This is a genomic window from Pseudomonas sp. AU12215, from assembly GCF_001675465.2.
GTDB lineage: Bacteria > Pseudomonadota > Gammaproteobacteria > Pseudomonadales > Pseudomonadaceae > Pseudomonas > Pseudomonas nitroreducens.
This window is the reverse complement of the sequence record NZ_MACM02000164.1, coordinates 27,970-52,345: the sequence shown is the minus strand read 5'-3', so window position 1 is coordinate 52,345 and position 24,376 is coordinate 27,970. Positions and strand designations below refer to the sequence as shown.

At 65.7% G+C, this 24,376-nt stretch carries 26 protein-coding genes; 14 read left to right on the top strand and 12 right to left on the bottom strand.

Annotated elements, in window-relative coordinates; genetic code table 11:
- Window positions 1-33 precede the first annotated feature (33 nt).
- Window positions 34-948 carry a septum site-determining protein MinC gene (gene minC / locus A9513_RS25735; RefSeq protein ID WP_024763437.1) on the bottom strand — a complete coding sequence of 305 codons (915 nt, stop codon included), beginning with the start codon at window positions 946-948 and terminating at the stop codon, window positions 34-36.
- Between the two features lie 144 nt (window positions 949-1,092).
- Here minC and A9513_RS25730 point away from each other — a divergent pair, with 144 nt between their 5' ends.
- Both A9513_RS25730 and A9513_RS25725 read left to right on the top strand, forming a co-directional pair.
- On the top strand, window positions 1,093-2,022 hold the full coding sequence (locus A9513_RS25730) for a lipid A biosynthesis lauroyl acyltransferase (protein ID WP_024763438.1): 930 nt from the start codon (window positions 1,093-1,095) through the stop codon (window positions 2,020-2,022).
- A gap of 42 nt (window positions 2,023-2,064) precedes the next feature.
- Complete coding sequence (locus tag A9513_RS25725) at window positions 2,065-3,249, top strand: patatin-like phospholipase family protein (protein WP_065085963.1); 1,185 nt, start codon at window positions 2,065-2,067, stop codon at window positions 3,247-3,249.
- A 33-nt stretch (window positions 3,250-3,282) separates the two neighbouring features.
- Here the strand turns inward: A9513_RS25725 and A9513_RS25720 are convergent, their stop codons facing one another.
- The 5 genes from A9513_RS25720 to A9513_RS25700 all read right to left on the bottom strand — a co-directional run bounded on the left by A9513_RS25720 (window position 3,283) and on the right by A9513_RS25700 (window position 7,656).
- Complete coding sequence (locus tag A9513_RS25720; protein WP_024763439.1) at window positions 3,283-4,143, bottom strand: pirin family protein; 861 nt, start codon at window positions 4,141-4,143, stop codon at window positions 3,283-3,285.
- Window positions 4,144-4,283: 140 nt separating this feature from the next.
- Window positions 4,284-5,096: a VacJ family lipoprotein gene (locus tag A9513_RS25715; RefSeq protein WP_024763440.1), complete on the bottom strand. Its 813-nt coding sequence runs from the start codon at window positions 5,094-5,096 to the stop codon at window positions 4,284-4,286.
- 4 nt (window positions 5,097-5,100) lie between these two features.
- Window positions 5,101-6,450: an alpha/beta fold hydrolase gene (locus A9513_RS25710; RefSeq protein ID WP_065085962.1), complete on the bottom strand. Its 1,350-nt coding sequence runs from the start codon at window positions 6,448-6,450 to the stop codon at window positions 5,101-5,103.
- Between the two features lie 83 nt (window positions 6,451-6,533).
- A complete protein-coding gene (locus A9513_RS25705) occupies window positions 6,534-7,019 on the bottom strand; it encodes a GNAT family N-acetyltransferase (RefSeq protein WP_024763441.1) in 486 nt (161 codons plus the stop codon).
- A gap of 70 nt (window positions 7,020-7,089) precedes the next feature.
- A complete protein-coding gene (locus A9513_RS25700; protein ID WP_024763442.1) occupies window positions 7,090-7,656 on the bottom strand; it encodes a hypothetical protein in 567 nt (188 codons plus the stop codon).
- A 111-nt stretch (window positions 7,657-7,767) separates the two neighbouring features.
- On the opposite strand from A9513_RS25700, the gene A9513_RS25695 reads away from it, so the two are divergent.
- Window positions 7,768-8,133: a hypothetical protein gene (locus A9513_RS25695; protein WP_038803309.1), complete on the top strand. Its 366-nt coding sequence runs from the start codon at window positions 7,768-7,770 to the stop codon at window positions 8,131-8,133.
- Window position 8,134: 1 nt separating this feature from the next.
- Here A9513_RS25695 and A9513_RS25690 read toward each other — a convergent pair whose 3' ends face one another.
- Window positions 8,135-9,691 (bottom strand): beta (1-6) glucans synthase, encoded by a 1,557-nt coding sequence (locus tag A9513_RS25690; protein WP_065085961.1) that lies wholly within the window; start codon window positions 9,689-9,691, stop codon window positions 8,135-8,137.
- A gap of 74 nt (window positions 9,692-9,765) precedes the next feature.
- Entirely contained in the window at window positions 9,766-9,978 is a 213-nt protein-coding gene (locus A9513_RS25685; protein WP_065085960.1) for a DUF2061 domain-containing protein, read from the bottom strand.
- A 285-nt stretch (window positions 9,979-10,263) separates the two neighbouring features.
- On the opposite strand from A9513_RS25685, the gene A9513_RS25680 reads away from it, so the two are divergent.
- From A9513_RS25680 to A9513_RS25635, 10 genes are all read left to right on the top strand, one after another.
- Window positions 10,264-11,118, top strand: a complete 855-nt coding sequence (locus A9513_RS25680; RefSeq protein WP_024763445.1) for a glycine betaine ABC transporter substrate-binding protein — start codon at window positions 10,264-10,266, stop codon at window positions 11,116-11,118.
- A 212-nt stretch (window positions 11,119-11,330) separates the two neighbouring features.
- On the top strand, window positions 11,331-11,642 hold the full coding sequence (locus A9513_RS25675) for a DUF485 domain-containing protein (protein WP_024763446.1): 312 nt from the start codon (window positions 11,331-11,333) through the stop codon (window positions 11,640-11,642).
- Entirely contained in the window at window positions 11,639-13,294 is a 1,656-nt protein-coding gene (locus tag A9513_RS25670; RefSeq protein ID WP_065085959.1) for a cation acetate symporter, read from the top strand. Before A9513_RS25675 ends, A9513_RS25670 begins: the two co-directional genes overlap by 4 nt.
- A 75-nt stretch (window positions 13,295-13,369) precedes the next feature.
- On the top strand, window positions 13,370-15,160 hold the full coding sequence (locus tag A9513_RS25665) for a DUF294 nucleotidyltransferase-like domain-containing protein (protein WP_065085958.1): 1,791 nt from the start codon (window positions 13,370-13,372) through the stop codon (window positions 15,158-15,160).
- Window positions 15,157-15,783, top strand: a complete 627-nt coding sequence (locus A9513_RS25660) for a 3'-5' exonuclease (RefSeq protein ID WP_065085957.1) — start codon at window positions 15,157-15,159, stop codon at window positions 15,781-15,783. The genes A9513_RS25665 and A9513_RS25660 overlap by 4 nt, the downstream gene beginning before the upstream one ends.
- A gap of 120 nt (window positions 15,784-15,903) precedes the next feature.
- The gene (locus A9513_RS25655) at window positions 15,904-16,062 is read left to right on the top strand and encodes a DUF3309 family protein (protein WP_017522017.1); all 159 of its coding nucleotides are present in this window, start codon (window positions 15,904-15,906) and stop codon (window positions 16,060-16,062) included.
- Window positions 16,063-16,270: 208 nt separating this feature from the next.
- Entirely contained in the window at window positions 16,271-16,570 is a 300-nt protein-coding gene (locus tag A9513_RS25650) for a hypothetical protein (RefSeq protein ID WP_024763450.1), read from the top strand.
- Window positions 16,571-16,738: 168 nt separating this feature from the next.
- Window positions 16,739-17,551: an SDR family oxidoreductase gene (locus tag A9513_RS25645; protein ID WP_038803310.1), complete on the top strand. Its 813-nt coding sequence runs from the start codon at window positions 16,739-16,741 to the stop codon at window positions 17,549-17,551.
- Window positions 17,552-17,780: 229 nt separating this feature from the next.
- Complete coding sequence (locus tag A9513_RS25640) at window positions 17,781-18,206, top strand: hypothetical protein (RefSeq protein WP_024766159.1); 426 nt, start codon at window positions 17,781-17,783, stop codon at window positions 18,204-18,206.
- 29 nt (window positions 18,207-18,235) lie between these two features.
- Complete coding sequence (locus A9513_RS25635) at window positions 18,236-18,565, top strand: YnfA family protein (protein WP_024766158.1); 330 nt, start codon at window positions 18,236-18,238, stop codon at window positions 18,563-18,565.
- A gap of 41 nt (window positions 18,566-18,606) precedes the next feature.
- Here A9513_RS25635 and A9513_RS25630 read toward each other — a convergent pair whose 3' ends face one another.
- The 4 genes from A9513_RS25630 to A9513_RS25615 form a co-directional block, all read right to left on the bottom strand.
- A complete protein-coding gene (locus A9513_RS25630; RefSeq protein ID WP_024766157.1) occupies window positions 18,607-18,837 on the bottom strand; it encodes a YheU family protein in 231 nt (76 codons plus the stop codon).
- Window positions 18,838-18,896: 59 nt separating this feature from the next.
- Window positions 18,897-20,117 (bottom strand): osmoprotectant NAGGN system M42 family peptidase, encoded by a 1,221-nt coding sequence (locus tag A9513_RS25625; protein ID WP_024766156.1) that lies wholly within the window; start codon window positions 20,115-20,117, stop codon window positions 18,897-18,899.
- On the bottom strand, window positions 20,114-21,913 hold the full coding sequence (ngg, locus tag A9513_RS25620) for an N-acetylglutaminylglutamine synthetase (protein WP_037009261.1): 1,800 nt from the start codon (window positions 21,911-21,913) through the stop codon (window positions 20,114-20,116). Before ngg ends, A9513_RS25625 begins: the two co-directional genes overlap by 4 nt.
- Window positions 21,914-21,983: 70 nt before the next feature.
- On the bottom strand, window positions 21,984-23,753 hold the full coding sequence (locus tag A9513_RS25615) for an N-acetylglutaminylglutamine amidotransferase (protein ID WP_065085956.1): 1,770 nt from the start codon (window positions 23,751-23,753) through the stop codon (window positions 21,984-21,986).
- A gap of 132 nt (window positions 23,754-23,885) precedes the next feature.
- Between A9513_RS25615 and A9513_RS25610 the strand changes: the two genes are divergently transcribed.
- Entirely contained in the window at window positions 23,886-24,374 is a 489-nt protein-coding gene (locus A9513_RS25610; RefSeq protein ID WP_024766153.1) for a MarR family winged helix-turn-helix transcriptional regulator, read from the top strand.
- Window positions 24,375-24,376 lie beyond the last annotated feature (2 nt).

Genomic DNA, 24,376 nt, shown 5'->3' with positions numbered 1-24,376 from the left:
AATTCTGGTCCCTGAAAGTCGCGGCAGTATCCGTTAAAGGCGGGTGATGTTCAACACGTCACCCGACAGGCTGACGTGCACTGCCTGCCCCCATTGCGGACTGCGTCGAAGGTCTTCGGCGACCTTGTAATTACCAGCGATGGAAACGAGTTCCGCGGCCAGCTGCTGGCAGAAAATGCGGGCACTGGTATCGCCCTTGACGCCGGCCAGGGCGCGTCCGCGCATCGGACCGTACACATGGATGTTTCCGTCGGCGAGAAGTTCCGCGCCCGGGCTGACGGGGGCGAGCACGATCAGGTCGCCGCCGGCGGCGTAGATCTGCACGCCGCCGCGTACCGGAGTGGTGACCAGCTTGGTCGGACGGACGACCGGTGCCGGCGGCTCGGCAGGTTTTTCCGCAGCAGCTTCCTGGGTCGGCGCCTGGGCCTCGGCTGCGGGCTGCGCGGCTGCAATGGGCTCGCCGGGTGCGGCGGGTTTCTCGGCCTGGGTGCCAGCGCCGGCGGCCTGCTCGACCACCTTCTCCGAGAGTTTTTCGCCGCGCGGGCGACGTACCGGCGCAGCGCCGGTCACCTGCGGGACGGCGTCCTTGGGTTCGACCGGGCGCTCGCGGGAGGAGCCCGACGGCGGCAGCACCGGGATGTCGAACATGGTGGCCAGGCGGATGTCTTCCTCGCGGCTGGCGCGAATGGCCAGGGTGCGCAGGCCGTGGCGGCGGCAGATGTCCAGCACGCCCTGCAGGTCGAGCTGGCCTTCGCCGTCGGGGAGCTTGTCCAGCGCCAGCACCAGCGGGGTGTCGCGGAAGAAGTTGGGGGCCTGGGCGACCTTGTCGGCGAGCTGGCGGTCCAGGCGCGGCAGGTCATTGTGGGCCAGTTCCAGAACGGTGACGGCCAGCATGCTGCCCTTGAGCTGGAATACGGGATCGTGGTCGAGAAGGTCGGCTTGGCTCATGGTCAGGCTGCATCACTAAATGGTGTGGACTTATAACGGAGCGCCCCGGCAGCCGCAAGCGTGGCGGAGGGCCAGGGCGTGAAGGCGGGCGCGGTGTGCATCGGCAAGGTAGAATGTCGGGCTTTGACCTAGCCGGAAAGTTCCATGGACCGCCCCACCTTTCGCCGTGAGTTCCTCCATCCCCGCCACTGGCCGCTCTGGCTCGGCCTCGGCGTGCTGTGGCTGGTGGTGCAGTTGCCGTACCCGGCGTTGCTGGCCCTGGGGCGTGCGCTGGGGGCGCTGATGTACCGCGTGGTGGGCAGCCGCCGGGCAATCGCTGCACGGAACCTGGAATTGTGCTTCCCGGAACTCTCCGCCGCCGAGCGCAAGCGCTTGCTCAAGGAAAACTTCGCTTCCACCGGCATCGCCTTCTTCGAAATGGCCATGAGTTGGTGGTGGCCCAAGGCCCGACTGGCCAAGCTCGCCCACATCGAAGGCATCGAGCACCTGAAGAAGGCCGAGGCCGAAGGCAAGGGCGTGATCCTCATGGCCATGCACTTCACCACCCTGGAGATCGGCGCGGCGCTGCTGGGCCAGGTGCAGACCATCGACGGCATGTACCGCGAGCACGACAACCCGGTGTTCGACTTCGTCCAGCGTACCGGCCGCGAACGGCATAACGCCGACGCTACCGCCATCGAGCGCGAGGACGTGCGCACCATGCTCAAGGTGCTGCGCGCCGGCCGCGCCATCTGGTACGCGCCGGACCAGGATTACGGCGCCAAGCAGAGCCTGTTCGTGCCGTTGTTCGGCATCCAGGCCGCCACCGTCACTGCCACCACCAAGTTCGCCCGCCTGGGCCGCGCGCTGGTGCTGCCCTTCACCCAGTCGCGCCTGGCCGACGGCTCGGGCTACCGCCTGACCATCCATCCGCCGCTGGAAGACTTCCCCGGCGAGAGCGAAGAGGCCGACTGCCTGCGCATCAATCAGTGGGTGGAACGCGAGATTCGCCGCCAGCCCGAGCAGTACCTCTGGGCGCATCGGCGCTTCAAGAGCCGCCCTGAGGGCGAGCCGAAGCTCTACGACAAGAAGTAGGCCGGTGGCTACGCTGGTAACGACGCGACAAGGACTTCAGCTGTGACCGACTCCGCCACTGCACCGACTTCCCCGGCCGTCACCGGCCTCATTCTTTCCGGCGGCGGTGCGCGGGCGGCTTACCAGGTCGGCGTGCTGTCCGCCATCGCCGAGCTGCTGCCCGAGGGGGCGGAGAATCCTTTCCCGGTGATCGTCGGCACTTCAGCCGGCGCCATCAATGCCGTCGGTCTCGCCTGCGGTGCGCTGTCCTTCACCGGCGCGGTGCAGCGCCTGACCAAGGTCTGGAAGGGCTTTCGCACCGGGCAGGTCTACCGTTCCGACTGGCCGGGCGTGTTCAGCCAGGCCTTCAAGTTCCTCGGCCACAGTCTGCTCGGGCTGGGCAAGCGCGAGCCGGTGGCGCTGCTGGACAGCACGCCGTTGCGCTATCTCCTGGAACGTGAACTGGACCTGTCCGGCATCGCCGCGGCCGTGCGCCGCCGTAACCTGCGCGCGGTGGCAGTCACCGCGTTCGGCTACGAATCGGGGCAGGCGGTGACTTTCTACCAGGGCCGCGCCACCATCGATCCCTGGCTGCGCCACCGGCGTATCGGCGTGCCGACGCGCCTGCAGATCGAGCATTTGCTGGCCAGCTCGGCGATTCCGTTGCTGTTCCGTCCGGTGAAGATTCTCCGCGAGTTCTTCGGCGATGGTGCGGTGCGGCAGCAGGCACCGATCAGCCCGGCGCTGCACCTGGGCGCCAACCGCGTTCTGGTGATTGGTGTGAGCGGCAATCCCACCGTCGGCAGTGCCAACGAGTCCGTGGCGAACTACCGTACCGGCCAGCCGCCGAGCCTGGCGCAGGTGGGTATCCATCTCCTCAACAGCACCTTCATCGACAACCTGGAAGGTGATATCGAGTTGCTGCACCGCATCAACTTCCTCAGTTCACTGGTGCCCGAAGAGGCGCGCCGCTCGACGCTGGGGTTGGCTCCCGTGGATGTGCTGCTGATTTCGCCAAGCCGGCCGCTGGACGAGATCGCCGCGCAATACCGCCATGAACTGCCGCGCGCGCTGCGCCTGTTCCTGCGCGGGCCGGGGGCGACCAAGGCGAGCGGGGCGGGTGTGCTCAGCTACCTGCTGTTCGAGCCGGGCTACTGCAATGCGCTGATCGATCTGGGGTATCGCGATGCCATGGAAAAGCGCGCGGAGATCGCGCGCTTTCTGGGGATGGAGGAATGGTCGCTGTAGGCACCCATCCTACGAAAGCTCATCGGGCTTCAGTCAGACCGCGAACACGCCATCGCGGTAGTCGCGCAGGGCCTGCTCGATTTCCTCGCGGCTGTTCATCACGAACGGGCCGTACTGCACGATGGGTTCATTGAGCGGCTTGCCGGCCAGGAGCAGGACGCGCGCGCCCTGGTCGCTGGATAGTTGGATCTCGTCGCCCTGGCCCAGGCGCACCAGGCGGTTGGTGGCGACGGTCTCGTTGCCGCGCTCGCCCGGCACCTGCAGCGAACCCTCATAGACGTACAGCATCACCCGATGGCCCGCCGGAATCTGCGGAGCCACCGAAGTGCCCGCCGGCAGGACCAGATCGTAATAGTGCGGTTCGGTGCCCGGACGCTGCACCGCGCCATCGACGGCGGTCTCGCCATCGTCGAAGCGCCCGGCGATCACGGTCACGCCCACACCTTGCCCGGTGGTCACGCGCGGCACGTCTTCCGGCTCGATATCGCGGTAGCCGGCCGGGGACAGCTTGTCCTTCGCCGGCAGGTTCAGCCACAGCTGGAAGCCACGCATGGCGCCTTCCACCTGTTCGGGCATCTCGCTGTGGATGATGCCGTGGGCCGCCGTCATCCACTGCACGCCGCCGGGCTTGAGCAGGCCGGTATTGCCCAGGTGGTCTTCGTGGCGCATGCGCCCTTCGAGCATGTAGGTGACGGTCTCGAAGCCGCGGTGCGGGTGCGAGGGGAAGCCGGCGATGTAGTCGTCGGGGTTCTGCGTGTCGAACTGGTCGAGCATCAGGAACGGATCGAAGCGTTCGATGCCCGCGCCGCCAATGACGCGGGTCAGGCGCACGCCGGCGCCGTCGGAGGCCGGGTGGCCGATGTGCTGGTCGATCACGGTACGTAAGCGGGTCATGGGGACCTCCTTGATCTGTGAATGGCGATCATCCTAGTCCCAATTGATGGATCAATGGTTGCGAGTTTTTCAGCTTACCAATCGATAAAGTAGATGTATTAAGGGAAAGAAAACCGCCGCCCAAGGGCGACGGTTCCGATTCACTCCTGGATCTGCAGGCGCCGGGCTTCGGTATAGAAGTAGCGCAGCTTCTCGTACTCGAAGGGCGTGTTCATCTGCCCGTAGCGGAAGCCGTTGCTGTAGCGCTTGTCGATGATCTCCAGCACCGGCAGTTCCCAGTACTCGCGGCTGAGCTCGGAGTAGTTCAGGTAGTTCACTTCGCGGGCGGCGACGAAGTCGGTGACCAGCCCGCCGGTGTCGCGCAGGTTGGACGGGCCGAGGATCGGCAGCATCAGGTAGGGCCCATCGGGGACGCCCCAGTAGCCTAGGGTCTGGCCGAAGTCCTCGCTGAGCCTGGGCAGGCCCATGGCGGTGGCCGGGTCCCACAGGCCGCCGATGCCGAAGATGGTGTTGAACAGCAGCCGCGCGGTGCTGTTCGCCGCGCGCTGGGGCTTGAGCTGGGCAACGCTGTTGAGCAGCGTCGGCACTTCGCCCAGGTTGCTGAAGAAGTTGCTCACGCCAGTACGCACGAAGTGCGGGGTGACGTACTCGTAGCCGTGCACCACGGGCAGGAAGACCCACTCGTCGAAGCGGTAGTTGAAGTGATAGACCCGGCGGTTCCACGACTCCCAGGGGTCGTAGACGTTGAGGGCGTCGAAGGTGGCGCGCTCGAACTCGCGCTGGTCCAGGCCGGGGTTGAACTTCAGCGCGTCGAGCGGGTGCTTGAAGCCGTCGTCGTCCGGCGCCATGTCGAACTTGGTGGTGATGGGCGTCTGTACCGGTTGCGCGGACTCGGCCTGGGCGACGCCGCAGGCCAGCAGCAGGGCAAGAGTCCAGGAATGGCGGAGTGGCATGGAGTCAGTTTCCTGTCTGCGCGGTGGCCAGGCCGTCGGCCGGGGCACCCTGTCCCTTGAAGAAGCCCAGCATGTCCTGGGCGTTCACGCGGTAATTGAGGTTGCCGCAGTGGCCGCCGCGGGGGTAGAGCGTCAGGCGATCGCCAAAGGTGCGGCGCAGGAAGCCGATATCGCCCGGGCCGAGGATGACGTCGTCGGCGTTGTGCATGACGGCGATCTTCGGGCTCTGCTTCAGGTAGTCCTGGACGCCATACAGGCTGACCTGGTCGATCAGCTGCGGGAGGCTGCCGCCGTCGTACTTGGCGCGCCAGAGCGGCATCAACTGGTCGGTCATGTAGCACTCGAAGTCGCATTGCATGGCGCGCTTGAAGAACGGCGTCAGGCTGGTGCCTTCGGTGATCGGGTACTTGGGCGGGGTGATCAGGCCGCGGCGGTTGATCAGGTCGGAGGTGAAGGCGATGTCGGCGGAGGAGAAGCGGAATACCGCGCCGATCAGCATGGCCATTTCTTCATTGGAGAGGTGTTGCTTGGACTGCTGCAGGTCGAAGAGGAAGGCGTCGTTGAGGTCGACATAGCCCTTCTGGTTGAAGTAACGGGTCAGCTTGGCCAGGATCACCTGGTAGAAGGTGTTGGTGTCGTTGATGCCCTTGACCTGGGTCTGCACCAGCTTGTCGAGGTTGCTGACCGAGGTGTAGAGGTTCACCGGCGGGTTGAGCAGCAACACACGCTTGAAGTTGAAGCTGCGGCGGGTTTCGTCGAGCTTGCTGACGAAGGCTGCGTGCAGCGCGCCCAGGCTGTAGCCGGTCAGGTAGTAGTCGCTGACAGGCAGCTCCGGATGCTGCGCGCGCACCGCCTGCATGACTCTGTACAGGTCGTCGGCATCGTCGGGCGTGTAGCCCGGAGTGGCGACGTGGGAAGCGCCAACCATGAAGTCCCAGCTGGTGGGCGAGGACAGTTGCACCACGTGGTAGCCGGCGCCGTAGAAGAGGCGCTTGAGGTACTCCGGCGTCGTGCTGGCGTAGTTGGCGCCGGTGCCGGCAATGATGAATACCAGCGGCGCCTTGTGGTTCTGCCAGGCCAGGCGATAGTGGAGCTTTTTCACTGGCCAGAAGTTGCTCGGCAGCTCGTACTCGCGCTCCGGGCGCAGCTTGAGCGCGTAGTCCGACTGGCGGATATCGTCGTCCGCCGGCAGTTGCGGGCGCAGCTCCGGCGGGGTGGTGGCAATGGTCGCCTCGAACGGGTTGATCAATGGGTAGCCGTAGCTGGCCTGATCCACGTCGCGGGCCGATGCCGGGCCGGCGAGCCCCAGTGCGAGGCAGCCTATCAGGGCCGCCGCGCGGTAAAGAAATGTCATCGTTTGAAGTCCTTTCAGGAGAGGCCAACTCTAGGGTGACCGCCGAATAAGACCAGCGCATTTCCGACAAGTGCGATTGGCGTTCAGCCCTTGCGTGCCAGGTCTTTCAGCGCGTCACCGGTTAGACGATAGACGGTCCATTCGTCCTGTGGGCGCGCGCCCAGGCTGCGATAGAAGCCAATGGCCGGTTCGTTCCAGTCCAGCACCGACCATTCCAGCCGGCCACAGCCACGCTCCACCGCCAGTCGCGCCAGCTCCGTGAGCAGCGCCTTGCCCAGGCCGGCGCCTCGCGCGGCGGGGCGCACGTAGAGGTCTTCGAGGTAGATGCCGGGCTGGCTCAGCCAGGTGGAATAATTGTGGAAGAACAGCGCAAAACCCTGGGGCGTGCCGTCCACTTCGCCGATCAGCACCTCGGCAAAAGGGCGCGGGCCGAACAGGTGGTCGTGCATGCGCTGGGCGTCGGCCTTCACTTCGTGGACCAGCTTTTCGTAGTCGGCCAGTTCGCGAATGAGGTCGAGAATCAGCGGGATGTCGCCCGGGACGGCGGGGCGCAGGGTGGCACGAGGCATCGGTCATTCCTTGCAGGGCGGGGTCGCGGCGAGGATGCCCAAAGGCGGGCGCGGCTGGCAACCGGGCGTCTCAGTAAAGCTCCAGGCTTTCCACCCAGACCAGCTCGCAGGCGCCGGCGCCGGTGTCTTCGCGGGTCAGTGAGCTGACCCAGCGCCAGCCGTCATCACCCTCCACGCGCACCAGCTTGCCGGAGAGGCGAATGTGCTCGCCGGCGCTGACCTGGGCCAGGGTGCGCGCCACGTCGTCGCTGGCCGGGATCATGTGCATGTTGGCGGCATGGGTCTCCAGCTCCCGGCGGGGAATCGGCAGCTTGTCGGCGTGCCAGTAGAACCAGCGGTTGCCCTGGGTGATGCGGATATCGGCCAGCACGCGCGGATCGTCCATCGGCCCCCAGCCCAGGGCGAGGTCGGTGGGCGACAACTCTGCCTCGCGACCCAGGCGGTAATCCTCGCGGCCCAGCACGCGCGCCTCGATGCTGAAATCCTCCAGCGGATAGATGGAGTAGCGCGCCAGGCGGAAGCCGCCATTGGCCAGTGTCTGGCTGTGCTGCTGCGGCGCCTGGGGACGTTCGGTGGGCCAGAGCCACCAGAAGCTGCCCGCCAGGCAGGCCAGCAGGAACAGGGTCGATCGTTTCATCGAAGGCTCCATTGCTGGGCGAAGTCTAGGCTGCAACCGGCCCCCCTTGCATCGGCCCTTGCGCTGGTTATGCTGGGCGCCGATTTCCCGCCTGCCCGGAGTAGTGGCGCCATGTCCCGTCGTTTGCCCCTGATCCTCCTGCTGCTCGCCCTGGCCCTGTGGCTGGCCGCCAGTTATGGCGTACGTTTCGGGCTGATGGAAGATGGCCGCTGGGTCGGCATCTGCGCCGACGAGGCCGCGCGCTGGGAGTGCGGCGTGCGTTCGCAGCTGGGCTGGGCGATCCACTTCGGCGTATTCGGCAAGCTGGCCCTGGGGCTTTCGCTGCTGGCGTTCTTCGTGCCGCGCCAGGCCGGCTGGTGGCTGGCGGTGCTGGCGATGCTGGTTACGCTGCCGGCGCTGGTGCTGTACAACGCCGGCCTCGCGGTGTTCGCGGTGGTATTGGCCGGGTTGCGCCTGGTGCGGGCAACAGGACGCTGAGTCAGGCCTTTTGCGGCGCCAGCCGTCCGCGTAACAGTGCGCCGAGCAGGAGCAGGCTCACCGCTGCCCAGCCCAGTGCCTGAAGATTGCTCAAGCCTTCCAGCGCCAGCTGTGCGGGAATCCCGGCGGCAATGATCAATGCCAGCAACAGTGCTTCTCGACGTGGCGTCGCGACCGGCCGGCACAGATAGACCAGCGCCGGGAACAGCAGTGCCGCGCTGGGGAAGCTGCGGTAGCGCGCGTCGAAGACCATCCCGAGCATCAGTACCGCGCCAGCGAAACCGGCCGCCGCCAGCCACAGACCGGCGTGGCGCTGCAGCCAGTCGAACGCCTTCGACCGCCAACCTGCGCGGGCTGACAGCGCCAGGCTGATGTGCAGCAGTACCAGCAGATTCAAGCCAACCAGTGCCGCCGACCAGAGCCACTCGCCCCAGAAGCGGCTGGTGATCACCGACAGCTCCAGCCACAGGCCGATGCAGCCGGCGCCGAGGGCGCCAGCCAGCGGCAACAGGAAGGCATGGCGGGCAGAGGCGGGGCGGCCGCCGACCAGCAATCCAGCGAGCAGAATCACGCCGGAAAGTCCCAGCCAGAGCGGCCAGTCCGGCAGGTTGCTGACCGGCCCGGCGAGCACGCCTTTCTCTGCGCGATCGGCGCTGAACAGGCCCCAGTAACCGCCCACCGCGCCTTCGCTCTGGCGTTTCCAGGGCTGGTCGAAGGCTTCGATCAGGTTGTAGCGCCAGCCTTTCTCCTCGGCCATGTGCACGAAGCCGCGGATGAAGCGCGCCTCGTTGACGCGGCTGGGCAGTGCGGTTTCGCGCTGGCGGCCTTCGCTGGGCCAGCCGGTTTCGCCGATCAGGATGTCCTTGGGCGCGAACTCGCGGCCGAAGTCTTCGCGGATCTTCGCCACGTGGGCGAGTGCATCGTCGATCCCGCTGGGATTGTCTTCCCAGTACGGCAACAGGTGGATGGTGACGAAGTCTACCGCCGGGGCGATCTCCGGGTGCTGGTGCCAGAAGTCCCAGACGTCGGCGTAGGTCACCGGCTGGCGAACACGAGCCTTCACCTTGTGGATCAGCCCGGCGAGGTAGCGCCCGGTAACTTCCTTGCGCAACAGGGTCTCGTTGCCGACGATCACCGCCTGTACCACGTCCGGGTACTGGTTGGCCGCCTTGATCAGCGCCTCGACTTCCCGATCGGTATCCACCGGGTTGGCATTGACCCAGGCGCCGAGCATCAGCTTCAGGCCGTGCTTGCGCGCCAGCGCCGGGATGCCTTCCAGGCCGGTCATGGAATAGGTGCGCACGCACTCGAAGCGCGTTGCCAGCAGCGCCAGGTCGGCGTCCATCTGCTCCGGGCGCAGGACGAAGGGCTGGTCGAAGGGCGACTGGTCCTTGGCGAACGGGCTGTAGGACGCGCACTGCAGCTTGTGCGTGGGCGTGGCCGCGTCGGGCAGGGCCACCGGTTTGCCCAGGCCGTACCAGAGGCCGCCGAGGGCGATCAGGGCAAGCAGCAGGGCGAGAAGGTAAGGGAGAAGCGGAAAGCGCGAGGACTGGGGCATGGGGGCACGCGAACCGTGGCGAGGCGCGCATCTTAGCAACGCCGCTTGCCGCCGTCAGTGCCCGTGCGAGGCGTTCACGCGTGGCGGTGAATCCAGTTGTGCGTCGGCTGGGCCGCGTTGCCCTCGATGCGCTTCCAGAACTTCTCGTGGAAGTGGAAGCCCACCGCGTTGCACTGCGGCTCGACGATCGCCACCAGGCCGCCCACGGTGATGCTGCCGGTCAGCGCGTAGGCGACGCTGAAGGCGATGGCGAAGTGCATCAGGGTGAAGGTGACGGTCTTGAGCATGGTGGCGATCCTCCAGTCGAGAATGATTCTCCGTTGCTGAAAGCCTACTGCGCAGGAACCCTCTCGAGTAATCGAGCCTCTGTATGGAGGCGATAGGCCGGCACCTTCGTCGTGGATGGAATGGCGCGGTCGTGGATGGACGGTTTCTGTCGTGGATCGGACCGTTTGGCGTCGTTCTCAGAGCAGTTCGCCAGCAGCGGGCGCCGATCATGAAAGGGCGGCCAAGACCGCGAATGGCGCCGGGTCTACCCGGACGCCGCAACGAAAAATCACGGGGAGAAAACCATGACAATGATGCGACGCCTGTTGGGCCTGGGCGCAGGTCTGGTGCTGTCGGCGGCGGCCGGGCTGGCCGGCGCGGCGGCCAAGCCGGAAATCACCATCGGTTACGTGGACGGCTGGTCGGACAGCGTGGCGACCACCCACGTCGCCGCCGAGATCATGCGCGAGAAGCTCGGCTACCAGGTCAAGCTGATGCCGGTTGCCGCCGGGATCATGTGGCAGGGCGTGGCGCGCGGCAAGCTCGACGCCATGCTCTCGGCCTGGCTGCCGGTCACACACGGCGCCTACTACGAGAAGATGAAGGACAAGGTCACCAACCTGGGCGTGAACTACCCGGGCGCGAAGATCGGCCTGATCGTGCCCGAATACGTGAAAGCCAACAGCATCGAGGACCTCAAGGCGCAGAAGGATGACTTCGGCGGCCGCATCGTCGGCATCGACGCCGGCGCCGGCGTGATGCTCAAGACCGACCAGGCGATCAAGGACTACGGCCTGGACTACAAGCTGGTAGCCAGTTCCGGCAGCGGCATGATCGCCGAGCTGACACGTGCGGAGAACGACAAGAAGGCCATTGCCGTGACCGGCTGGATTCCGCATTGGATGTTCGCCAAGTGGAAGCTGAAGTTCCTCGAAGACCCGAAAAAGGTCTACGGCGAAGAAGAGCACGTCGACAGCGTGGCCAACCCGGCGCTGGAGAAGAAGGCGCCGGAAGTCTGGGCCTTCCTGAAGAAGTTCCAGTGGAAGGACGGCCAGGAAATCGGCGAAGTCATGCTCGCCGTGCAGAATGGCGAGAAGCCGGAAGTGGCCGCCAAGAAATGGGTCGAAGCGCATCCGGATCGCGTGAAGGAATGGCTGTGATCTTCTAGGCCGAACTGACGCCAGCAACAGAAGAATCCCCGGCGAACGCCATCGTTCGCGGGGGATTTTTTTATTCCGAGGCGTCTATTCCGGGCTTGTTCGCAAGAGAGGGCAAATCGCTACGACTAAAGTCGTCTGGAGAGCTTGCAGCGCTCCAATAAATTAGGGATCGACGACATCCGCGTCATCCCCGCTGTGAGGACAAGAACAAAATGAACGACAGCATCTACCAGCGGATTGATACCAATCCGCGCTTCAAAGAGTTGGTGGCCAAGCGCGAGCGATTCGCCTGGCTGCTCTCCCTGATCATGTTGGGCCTGTACGTGGTCTTCATCCTGCTCATCGCCTTCCAGCCGCAGCTGCTGGGCGCGAAGATCAGCGCCGATTCGTCCGTCACCTGGGGCATCCCCATGGGCGTCGGGCTGATTCTCTCTGCCTTCGTGCTCACCGGCATCTACGTGCGCCGGGCGAACGGTGAATTCGACCGCCTCAACCAGGAAATCCTCAAGGAGGCCCAGCAATGAAAGGCCGAATTTCTGCGGCCCTCGCACTGGCCGCTTTCGCTCCGTCACTCTGGGCTGACGCCCTCACCGGCGAAGTTCAGCGCCAGCCGCTGAACATCTCCGCCATCGTCATGTTCGTCGCCTTCGTCGGCCTGACCCTGTGCATCACCTACTGGGCCTCCAAGCGCAGCAAGTCCGCTGCTGACTTCTATACCGCCGGCGGCAGCATCACCGGCTTCCAGAACGGCCTGGCGATCGCCGGCGACTACATGTCCGCCGCGTCCTTCCTGGGTATTTCCGCGCTGGTGTTCACTTCCGGCTACGACGGCCTGATCTACTCCATCGGCTTCCTCGTCGGCTGGCCGATCATCCTTTTCCTGATCGCCGAACGCCTGCGCAACCTGGGCAAGTACACCTTCGCCGACGTGGCGTCCTATCGCCTCAAACAGAAGGACATCCGCACCCTGTCCGCCTGTGGCTCGCTGGTGGTCGTGGCCTTCTACCTGATCGCGCAGATGGTCGGCGCCGGCAAGCTGATCGAGCTGCTGTTCGGCCTGAACTACCACGTCGCCGTGGTCCTGGTCGGCATCCTGATGGTGCTGTACGTGCTGTTCGGCGGCATGCTCGCCACCACCTGGGTGCAGATCATCAAGGCCGTGCTGCTGCTCTCGGGCGCCACGTTCATGGCGATCATGGTGCTCAAGCACGTCAACTTCGACATCAGCACCCTGTTCTCCGAAGCCATCAAGGTCCACCCGAAAGGCGAGGGCATCATGAGCCCCGGCGGCCTGGTGAAGGACCCGATCTCCGCGTTCTCCCTGGGCTTCGCGCTGATGTTCGGCACCGCCGGCCTGCCGCACATCCTGATGCGCTTCTTCACCGTCAGTGACGCCAAGGAAGCCCGCAAGTCGGTGTTCTTCGCTACCGGCTTCATCGGCTACTTCTACATCCTGACCTTCATCATCGGCTTCGGCGCGATCCTGCTGGTCAGCACCAACCCGGACTTCAAGGACGCCACCGGCGCCCTGCTGGGCGGCAACAACATGGCCGCCGTGCACCTGGCCAATGCAGTGGGTGGCAGCCTGTTCCTCGGCTTCATCTCCGCCGTCGCGTTCGCCACCATCCTCGCGGTGGTTGCCGGCCTGACCCTGGCCGGTGCCTCGGCCGTGTCCCACGACCTGTACGCCAGCGTGCTCAAAGGCGGCAAGGCCAACGAGAAGGATGAGCTGCGCGTGTCGAAGATCACCACCGTCTGCCTCGGCGTGGTGGCCATCGTTCTCGGCATCCTCTTCGAGAAGCAGAACATCGCCTTCATGGTCGGCCTGGCCTTCTCCATCGCCGCCAGCTGCAACTTCCCGGTGCTGCTGCTCTCGATGTACTGGAAGAAACTGACCACCCGTGGCGCGAAGATCGGCGGCTGGCTCGGCCTGATCACCGCGGTGACCCTGATGATCCTCGGCCCGACCATCTGGGTACAGATCCTCGGCCACGAGAAAGCCATCTACCCGTACGAATACCCGGCGCTGTTCTCCATGGCCGTGGCCTTCATCGGTATCTGGTTCTTCTCCATCACCGACAAGTCCGCCGCTGCCGACGAGGAGCGCGCACGCTTCTTCCCGCAATTCATTCGCTCGCAGACCGGCCTGGGTGCCACTGGCGCCGTTGCCCACTGATCGCTTGAGCTAACCTGCCGGGGCCGGAGGTGGAAACACCTCCGGCCCTGCTTTTTTGACAGGGATGGATAACGGATGTCCGACGATTTCAACTTCGCCTCGCCTCCTTTCGACCAGCTTCGTCCGCTGGAGCGCGAGCAGCTGCGCGATGCATTGAGTGTGGGTTACTACACGGTCGACGAAGTACTGCTCGAGGCGGGTGCGCCGGTGCCCTGCCTGTTCATCCTGATGAAGGGTGTGATCGAAGAGCGCGGCGAGGACGGCAGGCTGTTCGCGCAATATGGCGCCGAAGACCTGTTCGATGTTCGCGGATTGCTCTCCGGCAGCAGCAAGCACCGTTACCAGGCAGTGGAAGAAAGCATCGTCTACGAACTGCCCGCGGCGGTTTTCCATCAGCTCTGCGCGGACAATCCCCAGTTCGCGCAATTCTTCCGCGCGGACCTGGCCAGCAAGCGCCAGCTGGAGCGCCGCGACGGGCAGAACCTGGCCGAATTCATCCTCACCCGTATCGCCTCCGAACACCTGTTGCCGGCCATTGAAGTGGAGCCTACGTTGCCGCTGGGCGATGCGGCGCGCCTGCAGCTGAGCCATGGTGCCGACGCCTTGCTGGTGCGCGAGGAAGGTGCCCTGGGCATTGTCACCCGCACCGACCTGATGACCGCGCACTTCCGCGACGGCTTCAGCGAGACGCAACCCATCGGCCCGCTGGCGCACCGCCCGCTGAGCCATGTCGAGCTGGGGGATTTTCTCTTCGACGCGATGATCCTCATGACCCGCCAGCGCATCGAACGCGTGGCGGTGTGCGAGGAGGGCAGGGTGGTCGGCCTGTTGCACCTGACCCAGGTGCTCAGCCTGTTCTCCACCCACTCCCATGTGCTGGCGCTGCGCATCGCTCGCGCCGAGAGCGAGGCCGAGCTGCGCGCCGCGGCCGAGACCCTGCACACGCTGATCGCCACCCTGGCGGGCAATGGCATCCGCCTGCGTTTCATCATGCAACTGGTCAGCGCGCTGAACGAACAATTGCTCGAGCGCCTCTTCGAACTGCAAGTGCCGCCGGTGCTGCGCGGCCGCTGCTGCCTGCTGGTGATGGGCAGCGAAGGGCGCGCGGAGCAACTGCTGAAAACCGACCAGGACAACGCGCTGATCCTCGACGACGGTCTGCCGGTGGAGCAGGGCCTGCTGCTGATGCAGCGCTTCTCTGCCGCCTTGTTGGAATTCGGCTATCCGCCATGTCCCGGTGGCGTGATGGCCAGCCGGCCGGAGTGGTGCAAAGCCTTGTCGGAATGGCAGCGCGAATTGCGCGAGTTGCCGTTGCAGGGGCGCCCGGAGCAACTGATGCGCCTGTCGATTCTTGCCGATGCCTGGCCGGTGGCGGGCAACCGGCGGCTGTTCGACGGCCTGCGCGAATGCCTGGGTGAACTGGCTGGCGACAGCAGCCGCTGGATGAGCGACCTCGCCTTGCCGGCGCTGCAATTCGACACGCCGCTGACCTTCCTCGGCCAACTCAAGACCCAGGATGCGCAGCTCGACGTGAAGCGCGGCGGCATCTTCCCCATCGTCCACGGCGCCCGCGTGCTGGCTGTGCGCGAAGGCCTGGAGGAGCGCGGCACGCTGGGCCGGCTGACTGCGCTGAAGGCGCTCGGCGTGCTGGACGAGTCGCTGGTGGACAACCTGGTCGAGTCCTTCGAGCTGTTCCTTCAACTGCGCCTGCGCCAGCAATTGGACGGCAAGCGTGACGGTCGCGAGCAGGGGCTCGATGTTTCCCGACTGAGCCGCCACGAGCGCGACCTGCTGCGCTTCGGCTTGCACACGGTGAAGAAGTTCAAGCAGAGCCTGACCCGCCAATTCCATCTGGAGACCCGATGAACGCCTGCGTCGCCGCCCCCGATCCGCACTGGTCCGCCTGGCGCCGTCGCCTCTACTGGTGGCGGCATGATCCGGCCGAGGCGGAGGAACTGGTGTCGCTGGACCTGGAAACCACCAGCCTCGATCCGCGCAAGGCCGACATCCTCAGCATCGGCGCCGTGGTGATCCGCCGAGGCAAGCTGATCCTCGGCGAGCGCCTGGAGCTGCTGGTGGAACCGCCGCCATCGCTGGACGGCGAGTCGATCCGCATCCACAAGCTGCGCCGCGCCGACCTCGAAGGCCAGCTGCCGCTGGCGGAGGCGCTGAAGCGGGTACAGGCGTTCATCGGCGTCCGCCCGCTGCTGGGTTACTACCTGTCCTTCGATGTCGCCGTACTGCGCCGGCATCTGCGCGAGCAGCTCGGCGCGCGGCTCGACAATCCCCGCGTCGAGGTCTCCGAGATCTACCACCGCAAGATGAGCCGGCGCTTTCCCGACCTGCACCTGGACCTGCGCTTCGATACCCTGGCGCGCAACCTGGAAATTCCCATCGAAGGTCGCCACACCGCCATCGGCGATGCGCGCACTGCCGCGTTGATGTTCCTGCGCCTGCGCAAGGGCTCATTACCCCGCGATCTGAGCTGATCCCGGCGGCGTGCAGATTCTTTGAATCTTCCGCGCAACCGCCCGGTCGGAACTCATAAGCGCTGGCCAATCGCATCCCGCGAGCCATCGCCCCTCGTCGACTGAAAGAGGAGAGACGATATGGGACTCGGGACCATCCTGTTGATCATCCTGATCTTGATGCTGATCGGCGGCCTGCCGGTCTTCCCCCACTCGCGCAACTGGGGTTACGGCCCGTCGGGCGTCATCGGTGTCGTACTGGTCGTTCTGCTGGTGCTGTTGTTGCTCGGACGTATCTGACCGAGTGGATCGGCGTGACCCGTTAAACCCCTCACCCCAGCCCTATCCCAGTGGCGAGGGCTGGGGTGAGGGGAACACCCGACCACGGAGGCCCCAGGTAAGTCGGTTTTTGTCACCGCGCTGATACGCCACAGGGTGATTCGTCGCACAGCCCGCTGGGGAGGCCTGTACTAACATACTGGGCCTTTGCCATCAGGGAGTCGTAGGGATGCTGGGCGTTGTACTGGTTGTGCTGGGCGTGGTGTGGTTGCTCGTCCAGTGCGGGCTGGGCCTGCCGCCGTTGGCCGAAGCCATGACCCTGGACCCGGTGGTCGACCCCGACCGCTATTGGCAATTCGTTTTCCTCGGTCCGGCGCTTCCGGTGGCGCTGGGCGTCTTCCTCCTCCGCTACCGTATCCAGGGCTTTGCCCAGCTCAAGCGCGAACGTATCAACTGCGCTGCCCACCTGCTCGTCTCCGCCGGCATCGCCCTGGTGCTGGGCAAGCTCTGCGTGCTCGCCCAGGCCTGACCCTGCAAGCCGTGAATCACTAGTGCGCCGGCGGTTTGCCAGGGGCATTCAGCGCCCTGATTTCACCGCTGATGGTCGAAAGCCTTGGTTACACTTCGGGCCACAGTCGTCGACAGATCCTCGTCGACCACCCGTCCCGAACAAGACAAGAAAAGGCAGACCTCCCTTATGCAAAATCGCATCATGATCACCGGCGCCGGTTCCGGCCTCGGACGCGAAATCGCCCTGCGCTGGGCCCGCGAGGGCTGGAAGCTGGCGCTGGCCGACGTTAACGAAGCAGGCCTGCAGGAAACTCTCAAGCTGGTGCGCGAGGCTGGCGGCGACGGCTTCACCCAGCGCTGCGACGTGCGCGACTACAGTCAGCTGACCCAGCTGGCGCAGAACTGCGAAGAGAAGTTCGGCGGCATCGACATCATCGTCAACAATGCCGGCGTCGCTTCCGGCGGCTTCTTCAGCGAACTGTCGCTGGAGGACTGGGACTGGCAGATCTCGATCAACCTGATGGGGGTGGTCAAGGGCTGCAAGGCCTTCCTGCCGCTGCTGGAAAAGAGCAAGGGCCGCATCATCAACATCGCCTCCATGGCCGCGCTGATGCAGGGCCCGGCGATGAGCAACTACAACGTGGCCAAGGCCGGTGTGGTGGCGCTGTCGGAAAGCCTGCTGGCCGACCTCAGCCTGGTGGACGTGAAGGTCCATGTGGTCTGCCCGTCGTTTTTCCAGACCAACCTGCTGGACTCCTTCCGCGGCCCCAGCCCGGAAATGAAGACCCAGGTCGGCAAGCTGCTGGAAAGCTCGCCCATCAGCGCCGCCGACATCGCCGACTACATCCACCAGGAAGTGGCCCGCGACGTCTTCATGATCCTGCCTCATGAACAGGGTCGCATGGCCTGGCAGATCAAGCAGCAGAACCCCCAGGCGCTCTACGACGAGATGGCCAAGATGGCGGAGAAGATGCAGGCCAAGCGCCGCAGCCTTTCCTGATTTTGCCCTCTTTCGGTGCAATGAAAGACAGGGCTTGCCCAGGCCGGTGCAAAGGGTTAGTTTTAGTCACCGGCCTGCCTGGCTGATGTACGTTGGACCCCGGTAAAAGCCCCGCGAATGTCGCGGGGCTTTTGCTTTTTCGGGCTACCGCCCAGCTCTTGGGATTCGTGCTTTGCGCATCGTCGGGCCTGTGTTAGAAGGCTCCGGTGTCATTGAAGGAAGAACCCGCTTGCACTGTGAATCCATCGTCTATGGCTGCATCCGCGACTGGCCCGGCGACTCGATGGAGCGCCGCCTGCGCCGCGCCGCCAACCGCAAGGTCCTCGACAGCCTGCCCATGGGCGAGGCCTGGCCGTTCCTGGGCCGCGAAATGTTCAGCCGCTGCGAGACCGAAGGCGCGGGCCTGTACCAGTCCCAGGTGATCCATTTCGGCGCCAGTTACCAGACCATCGAGTACGAGTGGAAACTCTGGGTCGAACAGTTCGAAGCGCTGTTGCGCCGCCTTTACTGGGCCAGTGCGGTGGTGCACCTGGAAACCGAGGTCAACGGCAGCCACACTTTCCGCTGGGAATCCGAGAATGGTTTCCACAGCCCGCGCGAAGGTGAGCTGAAAGTGCGTTGCGCCTGGGAGCGCGAGGGCGGCCTGCGCGGCTGATGGCGCGCCTCCCGTTACGGAAAGCACCCATGATCAATTACCTCTGGTTCGTCCTCGCCGCGTTCTGCGAGATCGCTGGCTGCTACGCCTTCTACCTCTGGCTGCGCCTGGACAAGAGCGCCCTGTGGATCATTCCCGGGTTGCTCAGCCTGACGCTGTTCGCCCTGCTGCTTACCCGCGTCGAGGCGAACTATGCCGGACGCGCCTACGCGGCGTACGGCGGTATCTATGTGGCCGCGTCGCTGTTCTGGCTGTCCTTCGTGGAAAAGAGTCGCCCGCTGTGGAGCGACTGGGTCGGCGTGGCGCTCTGCGTGATCGGCGCCAGCGTGGTGTTGCTCGGGCCTCGTCTCGCGCCGTGATCTGAGCGGGATCGACAGCTGCAGGAGTTCCTGACGCTCTATCAGTCCTCCAGCCACTCCCTCGGCACTTCGCTTTTCAGCATCAGCTGGCACTGCTGGCTTTCCGGGTCGAAGACGATCACCGCCTCGCCGCGCTTGAGCGCATGGCGCGCGCGCTCTACGCGCACGTCCAGGGGCGTGTCGTCGCCGTTGTCGGTGCCTTCGCGGGTGACGAAGTCTTCCAGCAGGTTGTTCAGGGTGTAGGCTTCGATCAGATCGTAAGGAATCAGCATGGCGGAGTACTCGGAATCGCAGCGCGGGATTGTAGTCCCGCGATGCGGTGAGTGCAGCTTCAGTTCTTGCCCTTATCCGAGTCCTTGCCCCGGTCGCCGCTGTCGGTGCTGTCGATCAGGTCGTCCACCGGCGGTACATGGGTGGTGCTTTCCATGTGCACCGGGTGCTCCAGTTGCTTGCTGAAGCGCTCCAGCGTGCCCTCGCTGGGTTCGGCGTCGCTGTCGAAGACCGGCGGGCTGAGCAGGTAAGCAGTCAGCAGTTTCGATAGTGCGGCCAGGCTGTCGATATGGGTGCGCTCGTAGCCATGGGTGGCGTCGCAGCCAAAGGCCAGCAGCGCTGTGCGGATGTCGTGGCCGGCGGTGATCGCCGACTGCGCATCGCTGTGGTAGTAGCGGAACAGGTCCCGGCGCACGGCGATCTCGTGGCGCTCGCCCAGGCGCAGCAGGTGCCGGGACAAGTGGAAATCGTAAGGCCCACCGGAGTCCTGCAACGCCACGCTGACCGCATGTTCGCTGGAGTTCTGCCCCTCGGCCACCGGCGCGATATCGATGCCGACGAATTCGCTCACATCCCAGGGCAGCGCGCCGGCCGCGCCGGAGCCGATTTCCTCGGTGATGGTGAACAGTGGGTGGCAGTCGATCGGCGGCACCTGGCCGGCTTCGACGATGGCCTTGAGCGAGGCCAGCAGCGCGGCCACGCCGGCCTTGTCGTCGAGGTGGCGGGCGCTGATGTGGCCGCTCTCGGTGAACTCGGGCAGCGGGTCGAAGGCGACGAAATCGCCGATGGCCACGCCGATGGATTCGCTGTCGGCACGGCTGGCGGTGTAGGTGTCCAGGCGCAGCTCGACGTGATCCCAGCTGATCGGCAACGTATCCACCGCGGTGTTGAAGGCGTGCCCGGAGGCCATCAGCGGCAGCACGCTGCCGCGGAATACGCCGTTCTCGCAGAACACCGTGACCCGGCTGCCCTCGGCGAAGCGGCTTGACCAGCAGCCCACCGGCGCCAGGGCCAGGCGGCCGTTGGGTTTGATCTCGCGGACGATGGCGCCGATGGTGTCCAGGTGCGCCGAGACGGCGCGGTCCGGGCTCTTGCGCCGGCCCAGCAGGGTGGCGCGGATGGTCCCGCGGCGAGTCATCTCGAAGGGCACGCCGATCTCCTCCAGCCGTTCGGCGACGTAGCGCACGATGGTGTCGGTGAAACCGGTGGGGCTGGGGATGGCGAGCATTTCCAGCAGCACGCGCTGCAGGTAGTTGAGGTCGGGTTGTGGCAGTTGGGTCATGCCGGGGCCTCTTCGTTGGGGTGAGGCTGATCACGGTTGTCGCGATGCAGGAGTTCGCGGCTCAGCGGGAAGAGCAGGTCGACGAAGCGTTCGGCGGTCGGCTGCGGCTCATGGTTGGCCAGGCCGGGGCGCTCGTTGGCCTCGATGATCACGTAGTCCGCCTGGTCGGCCTCGGTGACCAGCAGGTCGAGGCCGGTGACCGGAATCTCCAGCGCTCGCGCGGCGCGGATGGCGGCGTCGGCCAGGGCCGGGTGCAGGCGCTCGGTGACGTCTTCCAGGGTGCCGCCGGTGTGCAGGTTGGCGGTGCGGCGTACGGCCAGGCGTTGGCCGCTGGGCAGCACATCGTCGTAGCTGAAGCCGGCGGCGGCCAGGGTGCGCTCGGTCTCGCCGTCCAGCGGGATGCGGCTTTCGCCTCCGGTCGCAGCCTGGCGCCGGCGGCTCTGCGCCTCGATCAGCTTGCGGATGCTGTGCCGACCATCGCCGATCACCTCGGCGGGGCGGCGAATGGCGGCGGCCACCACTTCGTAACCGATCACCACGATGCGCAGGTCATTGCCGGGGTGGTAGCTCTCGAGGATGACGCGGGTGTCGAACTGCTTCGCGTGGGCGACGGCGCTCTCCACCTCCTCGGCCGTGCGCAGGTCCACGGCGACACCCTGGCCCTGTTCGCCGTCCACCGGCTTGACTACCAGCGCGCCGTGTTCTTCGAGGAATGCCGCGTTGTCTTCGGCGCTGGCGGCCAGGCGTTGCTGCGGCTGGCGCAGGCCGGCGCGGTCGAGGGCGCGGTGGGTGAGGGTCTTGTCCTGGCACAGGCTCATGCTGACGGCGCTGGTGAGGTCGCACAGCGACTCGCGGCAGCGAATGCGTCGGCCGCCCTGGGTGAGGGTGAAGAGGCCGGCGTCGGCGTCCTGCACCTGCACCTCGATGCCGCGTCGATGGGCTTCGTCGACGATGATTTTCGCGTAGGGATTGAGTCCCTTTTCCGGGCCGGGGCCAAGGAACAGCGACTGGTTGATGCCGTTCTTGCACTTCACTGCGAAGGTCGGCAGTTCACGGAAGCGCAGCTTGCGGTACAGCGACTTGGCCTGCTGGTTGCCGTGCAGCACCGACAGGTCCAGATAGGCCAGCCCGCGGCTCATGAAGTGTTCGATCAGGTGGCGTACCAGCGCTTCGCCGACGCCGGGCCGGCTGGACTGCGGGTCCACGGCCAGGCACCAGAGGCTGGAGCCGCCTTCGGGATCGCGGAAGGCCTTGGCGTGGTTGATACCCATGACGGTGCCGATCACCGTGCCGGTCTCGGCGTCTTCCGCCAGCCAGTAGGCCGGGCCGCCCTGGTGGCGCGGGGTGACGTTGGAGGGATCGACCGGCAGCATGCCGCGCGAGAGGTACAGGCGGTTGATCGCCGTCCAGTCGTCGTCGCTGTGCACGCGGCGGATGCGGAAGCCGCGGAAGGGTCGGCGCGCCGGGCGGTAGTCGGTGAACCACAGGCGCAGCGCGTCCGAGGGGTCGAGGAAGAGTTGCTGCGGGGCGTGGGACAGCACCTGCTGTGGCGCGGCGACGTAGAGGGCAATGTCGCGCTCGCCGGGTTGTTCGTTGAGCAACTCGGCCGCCAGCTTGTCCGGGCTGGAGAAGGTATGGCCGATCAGCAGGCGGCCCCAGCCGCATTGCAGGATCAGCGGGCCGTGGCTTTCCGCGTGGTCGCCGGCGAAGCGCGCCTGCAGGCGCTCGTAGGTCGGCGTCTGGCCGCGCAGCAGCCTCTGGTTGTGGGGATGGGGCAGGTTGGAATGGGGTTTCATCGTGCGCTCCCTGATAAGTATCTGTCCTGGGCTGTGGGGTAGGCGGCGCCACGCACGACGCCGCCGGGCTCTAGAGGCCTTGTTCCGTCAGCCAGAGGTTGAGGGCCGCCAACTGCCACAACTTGGAACCACGCAGCGGAGTGAGATCGCTCGCCGGGTCGCTGAGCAGGCGGTCGAACATCGCCGTCTCGAACAGTCCACGGTCCTGGCTCGGGTCCAGCAGCAATTCGCTGACCCAGGCGCGGGTATTGCCTTGCAGGTGCTTGAGGCCGGGCACCGGGAAGTAGCCCTTGGGCCGGTCGATCACCTCGCTGGGGATGACCTTGCGCGCGGCGGCCTTGAGCACCTGCTTGCCGCCGTCGCCGAGCTTGAAGCGCGACGGGATGCGCGCCGACAGTTCCGCGACGCGGTAGTCGAGGAACGGCACGCGGGCTTCCAGGCCCCAGGCCATGGTCATGTTGTCCACGCGCTTGACCGGGTCGTCGACCAGCATGATGGTGCTGTCCAGGCGCAACGCCTTGTCCACCGGGTCTTCTGCGCCGGGTTGGGCGAAGTGGTCGCGGACGAACTCGCTGGCCACGTCCTCGACCCGCATCGCCTCGCGGACTGTGTCCAGGTACTCGCCGTGGCTGCGATCGAAGAAGGCCGCGCGGTAGGCCTGCAGCGGGTCCCTCGCGCCGGCCACTTTCGGGTACCAGTGGTAGCCGGCGAACAGCTCGTCGGCGCCCTGGCCGCTCTGCACCACCTTGCAGTGCTTGGAGACTTCCCGCGAGAGCAGGTAGAAGGCGATGCAGTCGTGGCTGACCATCGGTTCGCTCATGGCGCGGAAGGCCGCCGGCAACTGCGAGATGACTTCGTTCTCGTCGATGCGCAGTTGGTGGTGGCGGGTGCCATAGCGTTTCGCGATCAGGTCCGAGTACTGGAACTCGTCGCCGCGCTCGCCGCCGGCATCTTCGAAGCCGATGGAGAAGGTCAGCAGGTCCTCGACGCCGGCTTCGTGGAGCAGGCCGACCAGGAGGCTGGAATCGACACCGCCGGAGAGCAGCACGCCAACCTCGCGGGCAGCGCGCTGGCGCACGCTCACGGCGTCACGCAGGCTGCTCAGCAGGCGGTCTTCCCAATCGTCCAGGGTCAGCTCGCGCTCATCGGGCAGCGGGCCGTAGTCCAGGGACCACCAGCGCTGGCGCTCGGTGTGGCCGTCGGCGTCGATGCTCATCCAGGTGGCCGGCGGCAGCTTCTGCACTTCGGCCAGCAGGGTGCGCGGCGCGGGCACCACGGCGTGGAAGCTCAGGTAATGGTTGAGTGCCACCGGGTCCAGCGCCGGGTCGATATCGCCGCCCTTGAGCAACGCCGGCAGGCTGGAGGCGAAGCGCAGGCGCTTGCCGGTCTGTGACAGGTACAGCGGCTTGATGCCGAGACGATCGCGGGCGATGAACAGGCGCCGTTTGTCGCGTTCCCAGATGGCGAAAGCGAACATGCCATTGAGGCGGGGCAATAGTTGTTCACCCCAGGCGTGGTATCCCTTGAGCAGCACTTCGGTGTCGCCACCGGAGAAGAAGCGGTAGCCCAGTGCTTCGAGTTCCTGGCGCAGCTCGGGGTAGTTGTAGATGGCGCCGTTGAAGACCAGTGACAGGCCCAGGGCGGTATCGATCATCGGCTGACCGGAGGCTTCAGCCAGGTCCATGATCTTCAGCCGCCGATGGCCCAGGGCCACCGGGCCTTCGCTATGGAAACCCCAGGCGTCGGGGCCTCGCGGGGCCAGGTGATGGGTGATGCGTTCGACTGCGGCAAGGTCCGCAGCCTGTTTATCGAAACGTAACTCTCCTGCTATTCCGCACATGTCCTTACCGGATCTCCGTTGGGGATGAAGTGGGTGGCGTCTCACGGACGCCTTAGGGGATGACCCGTCGATCCGGCGAGAGTTCTATTTGATTTCATTGAGGAAAAATGACGGAGCAGCAGGTGGACTGACATGGCCGACAGCAAGACTTCGATGCGCAACGCCCACGCACTCTCGATGTTGCAGGCCCTGCGGCGCCTGCAACAGGCGGCGGAGGTGCACTCCAAGAGCCTGGGCCGGGATGGCGAACTGACGCCGCTGCAGTTGCTGATCCTGCAGGTGGTGGAGTTGGAAGGGGAAATAACCGCTGGTCAGCTGGCGCGGCACGTGGCGCTGTCCCAGTCGTCGCTTTCCGGTGCACTGGCCCGGTTGGAGAGCAAGGGGCTGCTGACGCGGCGGCGCGACGATGGTGATCGCCGCAAGCAGTGGATGAGCCTTGAAGCCGATGGCCGCAAAGCGCTCAAGCACAGCCCGGCGCTATTGCCCGAGCACGCCCTGGAGCGCTTCGCCGGGCTGCCCGAATGGGAGCAGCACGCGATTCTCGCCGGGCTGTTGCGCGCGGCCGAGCTGTTCGAGACGCCGGGGAGCGGCGTCGAGGAAGAAGAGGAAGAAGAGTTCTGAGC

What these genes read in the sequence shown, in the direction of transcription:
- minC (WP_024763437.1), bottom strand. Translation starts at nt 948, where the DNA reads ATGAGCCAAGCCGACCTTCTCGACCACGATCCCGTATTCCAGCTCAAG.
- A9513_RS25730 (WP_024763438.1), top strand. Translation starts at nt 1,093, where the DNA reads ATGGACCGCCCCACCTTTCGCCGTGAGTTCCTCCATCCCCGCCACTGG.
- A9513_RS25720 (WP_024763439.1), bottom strand. Translation starts at nt 4,143, where the DNA reads ATGACCCGCTTACGTACCGTGATCGACCAGCACATCGGCCACCCGGCC.
- A9513_RS25715 (WP_024763440.1), bottom strand. Translation starts at nt 5,096, where the DNA reads ATGCCACTCCGCCATTCCTGGACTCTTGCCCTGCTGCTGGCCTGCGGC.
- A9513_RS25710 (WP_065085962.1), bottom strand. Translation starts at nt 6,450, where the DNA reads ATGACATTTCTTTACCGCGCGGCGGCCCTGATAGGCTGCCTCGCACTG.
- A9513_RS25705 (WP_024763441.1), bottom strand. Translation starts at nt 7,019, where the DNA reads ATGCCTCGTGCCACCCTGCGCCCCGCCGTCCCGGGCGACATCCCGCTG.
- A9513_RS25700 (WP_024763442.1), bottom strand. Translation starts at nt 7,656, where the DNA reads ATGAAACGATCGACCCTGTTCCTGCTGGCCTGCCTGGCGGGCAGCTTC.
- A9513_RS25695 (WP_038803309.1), top strand. Translation starts at nt 7,768, where the DNA reads ATGTCCCGTCGTTTGCCCCTGATCCTCCTGCTGCTCGCCCTGGCCCTG.
- A9513_RS25690 (WP_065085961.1), bottom strand. Translation starts at nt 9,691, where the DNA reads ATGCCCCAGTCCTCGCGCTTTCCGCTTCTCCCTTACCTTCTCGCCCTG.
- A9513_RS25685 (WP_065085960.1), bottom strand. Translation starts at nt 9,978, where the DNA reads ATGCTCAAGACCGTCACCTTCACCCTGATGCACTTCGCCATCGCCTTC.
- A9513_RS25680 (WP_024763445.1), top strand. Translation starts at nt 10,264, where the DNA reads ATGACAATGATGCGACGCCTGTTGGGCCTGGGCGCAGGTCTGGTGCTG.
- A9513_RS25675 (WP_024763446.1), top strand. Translation starts at nt 11,331, where the DNA reads ATGAACGACAGCATCTACCAGCGGATTGATACCAATCCGCGCTTCAAA.
- A9513_RS25670 (WP_065085959.1), top strand. Translation starts at nt 11,639, where the DNA reads ATGAAAGGCCGAATTTCTGCGGCCCTCGCACTGGCCGCTTTCGCTCCG.
- A9513_RS25665 (WP_065085958.1), top strand. Translation starts at nt 13,370, where the DNA reads ATGTCCGACGATTTCAACTTCGCCTCGCCTCCTTTCGACCAGCTTCGT.
- A9513_RS25660 (WP_065085957.1), top strand. Translation starts at nt 15,157, where the DNA reads ATGAACGCCTGCGTCGCCGCCCCCGATCCGCACTGGTCCGCCTGGCGC.
- A9513_RS25655 (WP_017522017.1), top strand. Translation starts at nt 15,904, where the DNA reads ATGGGACTCGGGACCATCCTGTTGATCATCCTGATCTTGATGCTGATC.
- A9513_RS25650 (WP_024763450.1), top strand. Translation starts at nt 16,271, where the DNA reads ATGCTGGGCGTTGTACTGGTTGTGCTGGGCGTGGTGTGGTTGCTCGTC.
- A9513_RS25645 (WP_038803310.1), top strand. Translation starts at nt 16,739, where the DNA reads ATGCAAAATCGCATCATGATCACCGGCGCCGGTTCCGGCCTCGGACGC.
- A9513_RS25635 (WP_024766158.1), top strand. Translation starts at nt 18,236, where the DNA reads ATGATCAATTACCTCTGGTTCGTCCTCGCCGCGTTCTGCGAGATCGCT.
- A9513_RS25630 (WP_024766157.1), bottom strand. Translation starts at nt 18,837, where the DNA reads ATGCTGATTCCTTACGATCTGATCGAAGCCTACACCCTGAACAACCTG.
- A9513_RS25625 (WP_024766156.1), bottom strand. Translation starts at nt 20,117, where the DNA reads ATGACCCAACTGCCACAACCCGACCTCAACTACCTGCAGCGCGTGCTG.
- ngg (WP_037009261.1), bottom strand. Translation starts at nt 21,913, where the DNA reads ATGAAACCCCATTCCAACCTGCCCCATCCCCACAACCAGAGGCTGCTG.
- A9513_RS25615 (WP_065085956.1), bottom strand. Translation starts at nt 23,753, where the DNA reads ATGTGCGGAATAGCAGGAGAGTTACGTTTCGATAAACAGGCTGCGGAC.
- A9513_RS25610 (WP_024766153.1), top strand. Translation starts at nt 23,886, where the DNA reads ATGGCCGACAGCAAGACTTCGATGCGCAACGCCCACGCACTCTCGATG.